The sequence below is a fragment of the Kitasatospora sp. NPDC058444 genome (genome assembly GCF_042721415.1).
In the GTDB taxonomy this organism is placed as follows: Bacteria; Actinomycetota; Actinomycetes; order Streptomycetales; family Streptomycetaceae; genus Kitasatospora.
Genome location: NZ_JBHXLL010000022.1, coordinates 44,529 through 58,149, shown reverse-complemented (window position 1 = coordinate 58,149; position 13,621 = coordinate 44,529). Strand labels below are relative to the sequence as shown.

14 protein-coding genes are annotated in these 13,621 nt (G+C 75.0%); 10 read left to right on the top strand and 4 right to left on the bottom strand.

Annotated elements, in window-relative coordinates:
• Entirely contained in the window at positions 1-819 is an 819-nt protein-coding gene (locus ACFWP2_RS22915; protein WP_360343720.1) for a TetR family transcriptional regulator, read from the bottom strand.
• A gap of 180 nt (positions 820-999) precedes the next feature.
• Here ACFWP2_RS22915 and ACFWP2_RS22910 point away from each other — a divergent pair, with 180 nt between their 5' ends.
• Entirely contained in the window at positions 1,000-1,581 is a 582-nt protein-coding gene (locus tag ACFWP2_RS22910; protein ID WP_380454240.1) for a GNAT family N-acetyltransferase, read from the top strand.
• Positions 1,582-1,665: 84 nt separating this feature from the next.
• On the opposite strand, the gene ACFWP2_RS22905 is transcribed toward ACFWP2_RS22910, so the two are convergent.
• Together ACFWP2_RS22905 and ACFWP2_RS22900 are read right to left on the bottom strand one after the other, a co-directional pair.
• Positions 1,666-2,145 carry a macro domain-containing protein gene (locus ACFWP2_RS22905; protein WP_380454238.1) on the bottom strand — a complete coding sequence of 160 codons (480 nt, stop codon included), beginning with the start codon at positions 2,143-2,145 and terminating at the stop codon, positions 1,666-1,668.
• Positions 2,146-2,154: 9 nt separating this feature from the next.
• Positions 2,155-3,474 carry an MFS transporter gene (locus tag ACFWP2_RS22900; RefSeq protein ID WP_380454236.1) on the bottom strand — a complete coding sequence of 440 codons (1,320 nt, stop codon included), beginning with the start codon at positions 3,472-3,474 and terminating at the stop codon, positions 2,155-2,157.
• Positions 3,475-3,588: 114 nt separating this feature from the next.
• Between ACFWP2_RS22900 and ACFWP2_RS22895 the strand changes: the two genes are divergently transcribed.
• The gene (locus ACFWP2_RS22895; RefSeq protein WP_380454234.1) at positions 3,589-4,575 is read left to right on the top strand and encodes a LysR family transcriptional regulator; all 987 of its coding nucleotides are present in this window, start codon (positions 3,589-3,591) and stop codon (positions 4,573-4,575) included.
• Between the two features lie 152 nt (positions 4,576-4,727).
• Here ACFWP2_RS22895 and ACFWP2_RS22890 read toward each other — a convergent pair whose 3' ends face one another.
• On the bottom strand, positions 4,728-5,342 hold the full coding sequence (locus ACFWP2_RS22890) for a YceI family protein (RefSeq protein ID WP_380454232.1): 615 nt from the start codon (positions 5,340-5,342) through the stop codon (positions 4,728-4,730).
• 183 nt (positions 5,343-5,525) lie between these two features.
• Here ACFWP2_RS22890 and ACFWP2_RS22885 point away from each other — a divergent pair, with 183 nt between their 5' ends.
• The 8 genes from ACFWP2_RS22885 to ACFWP2_RS22850 all read left to right on the top strand — a co-directional run bounded on the left by ACFWP2_RS22885 (position 5,526) and on the right by ACFWP2_RS22850 (position 13,471).
• The gene (locus tag ACFWP2_RS22885; RefSeq protein ID WP_380454230.1) at positions 5,526-8,726 is read left to right on the top strand and encodes an SNF2-related protein; all 3,201 of its coding nucleotides are present in this window, start codon (positions 5,526-5,528) and stop codon (positions 8,724-8,726) included.
• Positions 8,723-8,923, top strand: coding sequence for a hypothetical protein (locus ACFWP2_RS22880; RefSeq protein ID WP_380454228.1), 201 nt, complete (start codon positions 8,723-8,725; stop codon positions 8,921-8,923). Before ACFWP2_RS22885 ends, ACFWP2_RS22880 begins: the two co-directional genes overlap by 4 nt.
• 33 nt (positions 8,924-8,956) lie before the next feature.
• Positions 8,957-9,922, top strand: coding sequence for an RNA polymerase sigma factor SigJ (gene sigJ, locus ACFWP2_RS22875; protein ID WP_380454226.1), 966 nt, complete (start codon positions 8,957-8,959; stop codon positions 9,920-9,922).
• A gap of 34 nt (positions 9,923-9,956) precedes the next feature.
• Positions 9,957-11,051, top strand: a complete 1,095-nt coding sequence (locus tag ACFWP2_RS22870) for a MerR family transcriptional regulator (protein WP_380454224.1) — start codon at positions 9,957-9,959, stop codon at positions 11,049-11,051.
• 37 nt (positions 11,052-11,088) lie between these two features.
• On the top strand, positions 11,089-11,931 hold the full coding sequence (locus tag ACFWP2_RS22865; RefSeq protein ID WP_380454222.1) for an alpha/beta fold hydrolase: 843 nt from the start codon (positions 11,089-11,091) through the stop codon (positions 11,929-11,931).
• 104 nt (positions 11,932-12,035) lie between these two features.
• Entirely contained in the window at positions 12,036-12,443 is a 408-nt protein-coding gene (locus tag ACFWP2_RS22860; protein WP_380454220.1) for a helix-turn-helix domain-containing protein, read from the top strand.
• Positions 12,444-12,445: 2 nt separating this feature from the next.
• Entirely contained in the window at positions 12,446-13,000 is a 555-nt protein-coding gene (locus ACFWP2_RS22855) for a hypothetical protein (protein WP_380454218.1), read from the top strand.
• 117 nt (positions 13,001-13,117) lie between these two features.
• The gene (locus ACFWP2_RS22850; protein WP_380454216.1) at positions 13,118-13,471 is read left to right on the top strand and encodes a DUF2516 family protein; all 354 of its coding nucleotides are present in this window, start codon (positions 13,118-13,120) and stop codon (positions 13,469-13,471) included.
• The last annotated feature ends 150 nt before the right edge of the window (positions 13,472-13,621 follow it).

The window sequence follows — 13,621 nt, the reverse complement described above, 5'->3', positions numbered from 1 at the left end:
CTACTTGACCGCCGTCTTGCCGATGGTGGGCAGGATGAAGTCCTGGATCAGGCCCTTGGCGTCGCGGACGATCGGCCGGAACACCCGGTAGCGGGACAGGTTGATCACCCGGGCCGCCATGGGGGTGGACCGGCGGACGAACTCGCGGGTCCGTTCGGTGTCCTCGGTCCGGTCGAAGACCCAGTAGAGGACCACGATCATCAGGTACAGCCAGAGCACGTCGGGCAGCAGCTCGACCAGCTCGGCGTCCAGCTTCGGTGCCAGCTCCGAGCCCTGCAGCACGTCGCGGAAGAGTTCCACGGCGGTGGCCCGGGCCGGGTGGGACTCGTTGGAGAACGGGCTCAGCGAGCTGGTCGGGTCGGCGGCCGTGCGGAAGAACTGCGCGGCGAACTCGTGGTACGGCGCGGCGGTGTCGAGCCAGGAGGTCAGCGCGATCTCCAGGCGCTCGGCGAAGTCCCGCGTGCCGGCCATGCGGTTCCTGGCGTCCGCCGCGTGGTCATAGGTCATCCGGTCGTAGAACCCCTGGATCAGGAATTCCTTCGCCGAGAAGTAGTAGTACGCGTTGCCGACCGAGACGCCGGCCTCGGTGGCGATCGCGCGCATGGTGGTCTTCTCGTAGCCCCGTTCCTGGAACAGCCGCATGGCCGTTTCCAGGATCAGGGCCCGGGTCGCCTCACTCTTGTCGGTCTTGGGCTGTGCCCGGCCGCCGGGCAGGGGCCCGCCCTCCGGTCCGGGCCCGCCCTCCGGTCCGGGCACGGCCGGAGCCCCGGCCGTGCCGTTCTCGCCGTCCGTTCGCTTCGTCGCTGCCAGGTCGTCCACGAGCACGAGCCTAGCCGGAGACGACGTTCCATCCGGTGTCGGTGTTCGTGTCACCGGATGCCCCCTCCGCATCCGGTACCACGACGACCCCCCAGATTTCGAACGCGTTCAAAAGCTGAGCAGTACTGTAGCCGTATCGGTTGAACATGTTCAACTCCATCTCTGTGGGAGGCTGGTCGCATGATCAGCCCAGGGCAGACCGTCATTCGGCGCGGCGGAGTGCAGGATGCCGAGTCCGTCGCGGAGCTGCACGCCCGCAGCTGGCGCACCACCTACCGGGGGATCGTCCCGGAGGAGGGGCTGGGCGACGGGATGGTCGGCCAGCGCCGCGAGCTGTGGAAACTGCGCCTGGACCCCGAATTCGCCGACTACGGGGAGCCGGAGAACACCCCTGAGCTCCTGGTCGCCGAACGAGCGGGTGTGATGGTCGGATTCATCTACCTCGTCCCGCAGCCGGACGGCGGGGTGCTGATCGACAACCTGCACGTCCGCCCCGGCCTGAACGGCGGCGGCATCGGTCGCGAGCTGCTGACCGCGGCCCGCGCCCATGTCGCCGAGCGGCACCCCGGGGCCGGACTCTCCCTGGAGGTGCTGCGGGACAACACCCGCGCGATCGCCTTCTACGAACGCGAGGGCGCCGAGCGGGTCCGGGCACAGGAGGGCGAGTTCCCCGGTGGATTCCTGCTGCCCGAGTACGTGTACGCCTGGCCGGCCGCGCGGGTGGCGGTCGGATCCGGCCGGGCGGAGCCGACGGATCGGTAGGACCCGATCGGTGGGGACTGGTCGGTGGATGTGGACCGGTGGAAGTGGACCGGTGGACGGTGAAGACGTGCCGGAGCGGACCGGTCAGTCGATGTCGTAGACGGTCACCGGTACGCCCCGGGCCGTCAGCCGGGCGGTGACCAGCGGCTCGACCCGCTCCCAGCGCCCGCCCGCCAGACCGCAGCCGATCCGCGGCATGTGGACGGAGGCGCCGAGCCGGAGCGCGTGCTCACCGAGCGCGGCCAGCCCGGTGTCGATCGCCTCGTACCGCACCGGCACCCCGGTGGAGCGCCCCGTGCGGATGCCGCGCTGGCCGACCAGGTTGGCCACCCAGACGTAGGGATCGACCGGCACCAGTTGGACGGCGCCCAGGCCGAAGTCGTTCTTCGCCCGCTCCCGGTGCCAGCGCCGGTACGCGGCCTCGGGTCCGGGCCAGCGTCTGGAGAGCGCGAGCACGAAGCCCTTGCCCCAGCCACCGAGATCGTTGCAGACGTGCGCGATCACCTTCACGCCCTTGCCCTGGGGCGTGGTGGCATCGCCTCGGACGTACGTGATTTCCCCCATGCCTCGACGTTAGAGGGTGGGACTGACAATCGGCTCGGCATTTTCCGGCGCCTCGCTCGGCGCCTCGCCCAGGGCCTCGCCCCGGGCCCCGCCCCGAGCCGGGCGCGCCGTCAGGTGCCGCCGTCCCGCCAGTGCGATCAGCAGCGCGAGCCCGGCGGCCGCGGCGGGCAGGGCGTAGCCGGTGCCCGGAGCGGCCCGCTCGGCGACCGTCCCGGCGAGCGCCGCCCCGGCCGAGATGCCGACCACGATGCCGGACACCGCCATCGCCATGCCCTCGTTGAACTGCCGCCGCGGCAGCAGCTCCTGGACCAGCGTCATCCCGGTCACCATGGTCGGCGCGGTGGCGGTGCCGGCCGCGAACAGCGCCACGCCGAGCAGTCCGAGACCGGCCCCGCCCAGCCCGGCGGCGAGCGGCAGCAGCAGCACCGAGGCCATCGCGGTGACCCCGAGCAGGAACCGGGTGCCCGGCGCCCTACGCGGGGTCAGCAGCCCGAACAGCAGCCCCGCGACGCAGGAGCCGCCCGCGAACAGGGCCAGCAGCAGCCCGGCCGAGGCCTTGTGGCCGAGCGCGTCGGCGTACGCCACGGTGGTGATCTCGGTCGCGCCGAAGACCATGCCGGTCGCCAGGAAGGTCAGCACCAGCACCCGCAGTCCCGGCACCCGCAGCGGGGAGCCGTGCCGCGGGCCGGCCGGCTCCCGCCCGTGCGTCGCGGCGGCGGGCAGTGGGGGTTCGGTGCGCCGCTGGGCGGCGAACAGCAGGGCGCCGGTGGTGCCGAGGGTGCCGGCGGTGATCAGTCCGGCCTCCGGGGCGAGCGTGGTGCAGAGCAGCATGGCGAGCACCGGGCCGGCCATGAAGCAGAGTTCGTCCAGGGCCTGCTCCAGGGAGTTGGCCAGGTGCCGGGCGGCCGGGTCGTCCCGGTACAGGTGCGCCCAGCGGGAGCGGGCCATGCCGCCGAGGTTGGGTGCCGCCGAGCCGGCCGCGGAGCAGAGGAGCAGGGCCCAGTCGGGCGCGCCGAGCCGGACGCAGAGCAGCAGTCCGGTCAGTGGGACGGTGTTGTACAGCGCGGCCGGTACCGTCACCCGGGCCTGTCCGTACCGGTCCACCAGCCGTCCGATCAGCGGCATCCCGACCGCACCGGCGACCAGCCCGACCGCCGAGACCGCCCCGGCCAGCCCGTAGGAGCCGCGCCGCTCGGAGAGCAGCACCACCAGTGCGACGCCGTTCATCGACAGCGCCAGCCGGCCGAGCAGCCCGGCGAGGGTGAAGGCGGCGGCGCCGGGGGCCGAGAACAGCCGCCGGTAGGAGGTGAGGAAGGCGCGCGCGGGCATCGGGCTCCTGTGAGCAGGGGGAAGGGGGGTGCTCACAGCCTGGTGCCGAGGGCGGGCGGCCGTCCAACACCTGTTTCGCCGCACTCACAACACACTGTTGTTAATCTGCCGCCCATGCCCCGTGACCTGCACCCCCGACTGCTCCGCGGCTTCGTCGCGACCGCCGAGGCCCTGCACTTCGGCCGGGCCGCCGAGCGGCTGCACATCGCCCAGCAGGCGCTCAGCCGGGACGTCCGGACGCTGGAGGGCCTGCTCGGCGGCGCGCTGTTCACCCGCACCACCCGCAACGTCGAACTCACCCCGGCCGGAAGGCGGTTGCTGCCCCGGGCGCGCCGGTTCCTGGCCCTGCACGACGAGATCCTCGCCGAGGCCGGCGCCGGATCCGGGGCCACCGCCCGGCCGCTGCTGGTCGACCTCAACAGCGACGTCACCGGCCCGGACCTCACCGCCGACCGGGTGCTCGAACGGGCCCGCGCCGGCTGGCCGGAGGGCGAACTGCTGGCCCGCTTCCACGGCGGACTGGCCGCGGCGGCCGCCGAACTGCTGGCCCACCGGCTGGACGCCGCCTTCGGCCGCTTCGCCGGGCTGCCCGCCGCGGTGCGCGGCCAACTCGTCCAGCTGCCGGTGCGGTTGGAGCGGATCTCGGTGATGATGGCGGACACCCATCCGCTGGCCGACCGCTCCGCCCTGCGCCTGGCCGACCTGGCCGGGCACCCCGTCGACGTCTGCGCGGGCAACCCGGCCACCACCGAGTGGGCGGACCTCGGCACCAGGCTGCTGCGGGAGCACGGCCTGGCGGCGGCCGCGCCGTACACGCCGCCGGTGGGCGTGGACGAGACCGCCCGTTACCTCGCCCGGCACGGCGATCCGATGCTGACCACGGTCGGCGGCCCGCGGATCCCGGGGACGGTGAACGTGCCGCTGGTGGAACCGGTGCCGCTGAGCCTGGTCAGCCTGGTGCACCGGCCCGGCGAGCGTCATCCGGGGCTGCGGGCGCTGGCCGACGCGGCCGGTGCGCTCGGTGCGGCCGGGGGCTGGCTACGCCGTCCGCCGGGCGGTTGGCTGCCCTCGGCGGACGCGGCGCTGCTGCCGCGGGGGTAGGCGGCGCGGCCGACCGGGGGTGCTGCCGCGGGGACGGGCGGAGCGGCCCTGGGCGCGCTGCCGTCGGTGTGGGCGGAGCCGCCGCAGGGTGAATGAAGACCGCCCCTGCCCCGGGGGGAAGGGCAGGGGCGGTGCTCGTGGGCGAGGCCGGCTCAGGCCGCCTTGACGGCGGAGATGTCGAAGCTGAGCTTGACCTTCTCGCCGATCAGCACGCCGCCGGTCTCCAGCGCGGCGTTGTAGGTCAGGCCGAACTCGGTGCGGTCGACGACGGCCTTGCCCTCGAAGCCGACCCGGTTGGCGCCGTACGCGTCGGTGGCGCTGCCGGTGTACTCGAGGTCCAGCACGACCGGGCGGGTGGTGCCCTTGATGGTGAGGTCGCCGGTCATCCGGTACGAGTCGCCGTGCACCAGCTGCGCGGAGGTGCTGCGGAAGCGGATCTCCGGGTGGGTGTCGACGGCGAAGAAGTCGCCGGTGCGCAGGTGCTCGTCGCGCTGGGCCTGGTTGGTGTCGATGCTCGCGACCTTGATCACCAGCTCGGCCGAGGAGTTGCCGGGGTGGGTGCCGTCCAGGTGCAGCTTGCCGTCGTACTCGGTGAAGCGGCCCTTGACGTTGGTGACCATCGCGTGGCGGACCGAGAAGCCGATCTCGCTGTGGGTGGTGTCGACGGTCCAGTCGCCGGTCAGGTGGGCGAGGTCCGGGCCGGCCGGCGTCCGGACGGCGGCCGCGGCGGGGGCGGTGACGGTCTTGGTGCGGTTGAACAGGCCCATGGCTTCCTCCTTGGTTCGAAGCCGGTTGTTTAGGCTTCAACTTGTTGGCTCCACTGTAGGACAACTTCGTTCAACTTTCAACCATGCTCGTCCGGGTTCCTCCGAACGGCTCAGCCGACCCGCCCTGTCGGACCTCCCGGATAGGCTGCGAAGGACGGTCCCACCCCGCCCGGAAGGCCCCCGATGTTCGTCCTGCACGCGCTCTGGCGGGCGGACGGGCAGCTGGCGCTCTGGGCCGAGGACGCCCGCGCCCACCCCGGCGCCGTCGAACCCCAGCCCGACCGGCCCGCCCCGCGCGCCCACCCCTACGCCTGCCCGGCCGGGGAACTGGCCGCCGTGCTCGGCGGCATCGGCCCGGGCCTCGGCTGGCTCGCCGGGCAGGCCCCCGAGCGCTGGGCCACCCTGCTGCTGCCCACCGTCGGCACCGTCCCCGCGCCCTCGCCCGACCTGCCGGTCACCCCGCCGCGCGGCGGTGCCGTGCTCACCCCCTGGCGGGTGCCGGCCCTGCTGTTCGGCGCCGCGGCCGCCGCCCAGCTGCTCGGCGAGGTCTTCGACCCGGTCTGGGCCGTCACCAGCAGCGAGCTGCCCGGCGCCGGGCGGGTCGAGGTGGTCCACGGCCCCTCGCTGCGCTGGCTCACCGGGGTGCACGACCTCGCCTGGCGGACGGTCGGCCGCGGCCGGGTGCAGCCGCTGCCGGTGACCGGCGCCGACGGCCGCCCGCAGGCCCGGTGGCGGCCCGACCCCACCCCGGCCGGGCGCCGCGAGGCCGCCGCCCTGGCCGCGGGCTGCCCGCCCGTCCTGCTGGGGGAGTGGCCGCACGGCGCCGACGGCGGCGAGGCGCTGCTGGGCGCCGCCCTGGGGGCGCTGGTGGACGCCGAGGCCCGGGCCGCGCTGGCGGACGCGCCGCCCCTCCTTCCGGCCGGGAGCGGGGCCGGACCGGACGGGACCGTCGCCGAGCGCTGGCTGCGCGCCCTCACCGCCCCCGACGCCGGGTTCGACGGCTCCCCGCCCGAGGAACTCGCCGAACTGCGCCGCCGGCTCGGCGCCTGGTACGCCGCCGCCGAGCCCGTCGATCCGGCGCTGCGGCTCTGCTTCCGCCTGGTCGAGCCGCTCGGCCCCGACCCGGACGACGCCGAGGGCCGCCCCTCCGACGACGCCTGGCAGCTGGAGTTCCTGCTCCAGGCCGTGGACGAGCCCTCCCTGCTGGTCCGCGCCGCCGACCTGCACGAGGGCGGCGCCGCCCACGCCGCGCTCGCCCGCAAGGCCGCCGACCCGGTCGACGTCCTGGTGGCCGAACTCGCCCGCGCCGCCCACCGCTGGCCCGCCCTGGACGCGCTGCGCCACCGCTCCCGCCCGTCCGCCCTGCCGCTCGACCGGGCCGGCGCACTCGACTTCCTGCGCACCGCCGCGCCCGTCCTCGCCGAGGGCGGCTTCGGGGTGCTGCTGCCCGCCTGGTGGCGCCGCCGCCCCCGGCTCGGGCTCGCCCTGCGCGCCACCACCCCGCCCGCGCCCGGCTCGCTCGCGGTCGCGGCCCAGGTGGACCGGGACGCCGTGGTCGCGTTCCGCTGGCAGGCCGCGCTCGGCCCGGAAGGGGATCCGCTCACCGAGCGGGAACTGGCCGAACTCGCCGCCGCCAAAGAGGGGTTGGTCCGGGTGCGCGGCACCTGGCTGGAGGCCGACCCGGACCAGATCGCCGCCGCGCTCGCCTTCCTCGCCGACCGCCGCGACGGCGTGCTCGCCGCCGGAGAGCTGCTGCGGCTCGCCCTCGACCCGGAGGCGACCGTCGCCGGGCTGCCGGTCACCTCGGTGCGCGCCGACGGCCCGCTCGGCGAGCTGCTCGCCGGGCAGGCCGGCACCGCCCCCGCCCCGGAGCTGCCGGCGGACTTCCGGGCCGTGCTGCGCCCCTACCAGGAACGCGGACTGGCCTGGCTGCGGACCATGTCCGGGCTCGGCCTCGGCGCCGTGCTGGCCGATGACATGGGCCTCGGCAAGACCGTCCAGACCCTCGCCCTGCTCGCCTCCGAGAAGGCGGAGAAGGCGGAGGGGGCGGAAGGCGCGGAGGGTGCGGAGGTGGCGGAAGGCACGGAGAGCGGCCCCACCCTGCTGGTCTGCCCGATGTCCCTGGTCGGCAACTGGCAGCGCGAGGCCGAGCGCTTCGCCCCCGGCCTGCGGCGGTACGTCCACCACGGGGCCGGCCGCCTCGACGCGGAGCGGCTCGCCGCCGCCGTCAGCGGCGTGGACCTGGTCATCACCACCTACGGGCTGGTCCAGCGCGACCTCGCCGCCCTGCGCGCGATCCGCTGGCGCCGGGTGGTCGCCGACGAGGCCCAGCACGTCAAGAACACCGGCACCGCGCAGTCCCGGGCGATCCGCGCGCTGCCCGTCGCCCGGCACCGGATCGCGCTCACCGGCACTCCGGTGGAGAACCGGCTCTCCGAACTGCACGCCGTCCTGGACTTCGCCAACCCGGGCCTGCTCGGCCCGGCCGAGCGCTTCAAGGAGCGCTACGCGATCCCGGTCGAGCTGCACCGCAGCCCCGAGCGCACCGCCGAACTCCGGCGCCGCACCGCCCCGTTCGTGCTCCGCCGGGTCAAGTCCGACCCGGCGGTGGCGGCCGAGCTGCCCGCCAAGCAGGAGATGACCGTCTGGTGCAACCTCACCGCCGAGCAGGCCGGCCTCTACCAGGCCGTGGTCGCCGACCTGCTGCGCCGGGTCGAGGGCGTCCGGGGCGTGGAGCGGCGCGGCACGGTGCTCGCCGCGATCGGCAAGCTCAAGCAGGTCTGCAACCACCCGGCCCAACTGCTGCACGACGGTTCGGCGGTGGCCGGACGCTCGGGCAAGGTCGCCCGGCTGGCCGAACTGCTGGAGGAGGCCCTGGCCGAGGGGGACCGCACGCTGGTCTTCACCCAGTACGCCGAGTTCGGCGCGATGCTCCGCCCGTACCTGCGGCGCCGGCTCGGCGAGGAGGTGCTCTACCTGCACGGCGGCCTGTCCCGGGCGCGCCGCGAGGAACTGGTCGAGCGCTTCCAGTCCCCGGACGGGCCACGGGTGTTCCTGCTCTCGCTGCGGGCCGGCGGCACCGGCCTCAACCTGACCGCCGCCAACCAGGTGATCCACCTGGACCGTTGGTGGAACCCGGCGGTCGAGGAGCAGGCCACCGACCGGGCCTTCCGGATCGGCCAGCGCCGGGACGTCCAGGTCCGCCGGCTGGTCTGCGTCGGCACCGTCGAGGAGCGGATCGACGAACTCCTCGCCGCCAAGCGCTCGTTGGCCGAGACGGTGGTGGGGGAGGGGGAGCGCTGGCTCACCGACCTGCCGGTCGAGGCGCTGCGCGAACTGGTCGCCCTCACCCGGGAGGACGCCGTGGCCGAGGAGGACGCGTGACCGACGAACCGAAACCGCCCGTGGTCAACGTCGCCGCCTACTGGCGCGGCGAGTTCGCCCTGCGCCCCGCGCCGGCCGAGGAGGAGGACGGCCCGGGCGAGCCCTCGCTGCGCCGCCTCGGCCGCGCCGGCATCACCGTGCGGGGCCGCGACCTCGCCGCCGTGCTCGCCCCCGCCTACGAGGCCTTCCGGGGCTGAGCACGGCGGCTACCGTGCGGTAGCGTCGCACGGGTGACCGACACCCACGACGCGCCGTCGGCCGACGCCCGGCTGGCCGAGTTCGAGCAGCACCGGCGGATGGTCTTCGGCATCGCCTACCGGATGCTCGGCAGTGTCGCCGACGCCGAGGACCTGGTCCAGGACACCTGGCTGCGCTGGAGCGGTGTCACCGGCCCGGTCGCCGGCCCCGGCGGCTTCCTGGCCCGTACGGTCACCAACCTCGCGCTCAACCGGCTGGACTCGGCCGCCGTCCGCCGCGAGTCCTACGTCGACCCCTGGCTGCCCGAGCCGCTGGTCAGCGAGCCGGACGCGACCGACGGCGTCGAGCGGGCCGAGACCGTCTCGGTGGCCCTGCTGGTGGTGCTGGAGAGCCTCTCCCCGCTGGAGCGGGCGGTGTTCGTGCTCAAGGAGGCCTTCGGATTCTCCTACCGGGAGATCGCCGAGGCCCTGGACCGCACCGAGGCCGCCTGCCGTCAGGTCGGCAGCCGGGCCCGGGCGCACGTGCGCGCCCGCCGGCCGCGCTACGACGCCCCGCCCGAGCTGCGCCGCCGCGCCACCGACGAGTTCCTGGCGGCCTGCGTCGGCGGCGACCTCAACCGGATGCTCGAACTGCTCGCCCCCGACGTCACCGGCTGGACGGACGGCGGCGGGGTGATCAGCGCCGCGCTGCGGCCGCTCGTCGGTGCCGAGAACGTCGCCCGCTTCGTCCTCGGGGTGCTGCGGAAGCTCGGCGAGGCGGTGGGCGCCCGTCCGGTCCTGGTCAACGGCGAGGCCGGTCTGATGGTCACCGTGGACGGAGCCGTCGACTCCGTCTCGGTGTTCGAATTCGCCGAGCAGCCCGACGGCACCGTGCGGATCGCCGAGATCCGCAGCGTCCGCAACCCGCGGAAGCTGGCCCACCTCACCCGCCCCGCCCCCGACGCCCCCGACGCCCCCGACGCCCCCGGCGACGGCGCCGGCCGGCCCGACCCGGCTTGACCCTCGACCAGGTCGAGCCCGCAGAGTCACCCGCATGGAGAGCGAGCTGCACAGCATCGGCGAACTGGCCCGCGCCAGCGGCCTGGGCGTCGGTACCCTGCGCTACTACGACGGCGCCGAGGTGCTCACCCCCGCCTGGGTCGACCCGCGCACCGGCTACCGCTGGTACCGGCACGGCCAGCTCGCCGACGCCCGGCTGCTGGCCAGGCTGCGCCGGGTCGGTCTGCCGCTGACGGCCATCCGCGCCGTGCTCGGCGCCGCACCCGGCAGCGGGCAGGCCCGGCAGGTGCTCGACGCGCACCTGCGCCGTCTGGAGGACGGCCTCGCCGACGCCCGCCGCGAGCTCTCCCTGATCCAGGCGATGATCGACGAGAGGGAGCAACCGATGACCACCACCCCCGCCGCACTCCGGCTCACCGTCCCGGCCGAAGGGCTCGCGGCCGCCCTGGACGCGGTCCGCTTCGCGGTCTGCGCGGACCCGGAGCTGCCCGCGCTCGCCGGCGTGCTCTTCGAGCCCGACGGCCCGGTGCTGCGCCTGGTCGCCACCGACCGATACCGGATGGCCCTCGCCGAGGTGCCCGCCACCGGCGCGCCCGAGCGGCCGGTGGCCGGCACGGTCGTCCCGACCGCGCTGGTCGACGCACTGCGCGCGCTGCTCGGCGCGGGGGCGGCGGAGGTCGCGCTCACCCTCGGGGGAGGCACGTTGCGGGCCGAGGCCGGGGAGCACCGGGTCGAGGGCGCCGCGCCGGCCTTCGACTACCCCGACCACCGGGCCGTCACCCGGCTCGAACCGGAGCACCGGATCACCCTCCCCGCCGCCGAACTGCGGGCGGCCGTGGAAGCCGGTGCCACCCGCACCCTGCCCTCCGGCCCGGCCGGCGCCGACTGCGAGGTCACCGTCCTGACCCTGACCGGGGACGGCCGCCTGGCGGTCGCCGAGGACCCGGCTCCCGAGGGCTACCGACTGGCCGTCAACCGGGACTTCCTGCTCGAAGCCCTCGACGCGGGGCGGCCCGGACAGCTGCTCCTCGAACTCGGCGGCCCGATCGCCCCGTTGGCCGTCCGCTCGCCCGATCGTTCGGGCACCTTCTCGGTCCTGATGCCGATCCGGCTGCCCGAAGCCGGCTGACCGGCCGGCCCCGCGGGGGCTCTGGAAGGATCACCGCATGAGCCCGCACCCCGATGCCCCCGCCCCCGACGCCCCCGACGCTTCCGCCCCCTCCGAGCACGTCTCCGTGGTCCACGTCCCGGCCCCCGGTGGTGGCCGGCTGTGGGCGGAGCGCCGGGGCGCCGGCAGCCCGGTGGTGCTGCTGCACGGCTCCGGCATGGACTCCCGGCTGTGGGACGCCGTCGTCCCGGCGCTCTCCCGGCACCACGACGTGATCCGCTACGACGCCCGCGGCCTCGGCCGCTCCAGCGCGCCGGAGCAGGCCTTCGACGACGTCGCGGACCTGGGCGCCGTACTGGACCACTTCGGTCTGCCCGGTGCCGCGCTGGTCGGTCTGAGCATGGGCGGGGAGACGGCGCTGGACTTCGCCCTCGCCCACCCCGGCCGGGTCGCCTCGCTCGCCCTGATCGGCGCCTCGGTCAGCGGCCACGACTGGCCGCCGTCCCCGGAGACCACCGCCTACGCCGAGGCCCGGCGCCGTGGCGACGCGGCGGCGCTGGCCGAGCTGGAGCTCTCCGTCTGGGCCGCCCTGGGCCGCGGCGCACCGGGCGGCGAGCTGATCGCGGCGATGGTCGAGGAGAACGCGGCCCGCCGGATCGTCAGCGAGCACCACCTCGCCGGCGCCCCGGCCCGGGCGGCCGAGCCGCTCCTGGGCACCGTCACCGCGCCCACCCTGGTCGTCCACGGCGACCGCGACCACCCGGAGATCGCGGCCATCGCCCGGCGGCTCGCCGAGGACGTCCCCGGTGCCTGCGGCCACCTCGTCGCGGACGCGGACCACTACCTCCCGCTGCGCACCCCCGAACGGCTCACCGAGCTCCTCCTCGCGCATCTGGCCTGAACACCCGGTCCGCCCGTCTCCGGAGCGGTCCCGGCGGGGCTCGCGCGTTTGCTGCCGTTAGCACCCTGCTTGCATCTGCAAGCGGGGTGCTGCAGGCTGTCCGCATGGCCTCACTGAACGTCGGCTCGCTGGGCGAGTACATCCGCGAGCAGCGCCGCAACGCCCAGTACTCGCTGCGGCAGCTGGCGGAGGCCGCCGGCGTGTCCAACCCGTACCTCAGCCAGATCGAGCGCGGGCTGCGCAAGCCGAGCGCGGAGATCCTCCAGCAGATCGCCAAGGCGCTGCGGATCTCGGCGGAGACGCTGTACGTCCAGGCCGGGATCCTGGAGGAGAGGCGGGGCGAGGGCCTGGAACTGCGGGCCTCGATCCTGGCCGATCCGCTGATCAACGAGCGGCAGAAGCAGGCGCTGCTCGCGGTCTACGACGCCTTCCTCAAGGAGAACGCCGCGTCGGCTTCCACCCCGACGGCGGACGGCCCAGCCACCCAGAACACCCACCGGGAGGACCGGTAACCATGCCCATCACCGACGAGATCAAGAAGACCCTCGGCGACCCGACCCCGCTGTACGCCCTGGCCGGCGCCGGGGACCTCGCGTACGAGAAGCTGCGCGAGGTGCCGGGCCGGGTCGAGGCGCTGGCGGCGGACCGCAAGGGTGCGCAGGAGAAGGCCGCCGCCACGTTCCAGGAGGCGCAGTCGCTGCTGACCGGGGCGCAGGCCAGGGTCACCGAGACCGTCACCACCCTGCCGACGGACCTCAAGACCCTGCAGGAGCGGGCCCAGGGCTTCGCGCTGCAGCAGGTGGCCCGCGCGGTCGAGCTGGCGGTGAAGGCCAAGGAGACGTACGACGAGCTGGCCGAGCGCGGCAAGGTCGTGGTGGACAAGGCCCGCCCTGGCGCCTCGGAGGAGACCGAGCCGTCCGAGCCGTCCGAGCAGCCCGAGCTGGGCGTGGAGCCGGTCGAGTCCGTGGAGCCCGTCGAGTCCGGGTCGACGGCTGAGCCGGTCGAGGCCGAGTCCGCCCCGAAGAGGTCCGCCCGGGCCCGCAAGGGCGTCGCCGACGCCGCGGAGTGACGTGGCGCCCGCAGGGGCGCAGCAGGTGACCGTGGGACGTTGACCCCGTCGCGGACGGTCGTCGTGCCAGGATGGGCGGCGGACGCAGCGCCGGAGTCGAGAGCAGAGGAGATCGAAATGGTCGGAGTGTTGCAGATTCTGGCCTTTTCCTATCTGAACCCGATCTGGTGGGCGACCGTCGCCATCCTCGGCTACAAACTCTTCGCCCTGGCCGACGCGGCCACCCGCCGGGAGGACGCGTACCGGGCGGCCGACAAGAAGACCAAGGGCTTCTGGGTGGCGATCCTGGGGATCTCCTTCGGCTGGGACCTCCTGTTCGGGGTGAACTTCTTCACCGGCATCGGCACCCTGGCCGGCCTGGTCGCCTCGATCGTCTACGTGGTGGACGTCCGCCCGGCGATCCGCGCGCTGACCGGTGGCGGTGGTGGCCGGGGCGGCCGGAGCAACACCGGTCCGTACGGGCCCTGGTAGGTCGGGCAGTGGACAACGCGGCGGCCCGGGCGGGGAGTTCACCCGCCCGGGCCGCCGCCTGTCCGGCCCCCTGTGCGGGCCGCAGTAAGGCCCCCTGGACGGGCCCCTGTCGCAGCGGCAGGCCGGTTTCGTCCACGAGGCCCGTCACGG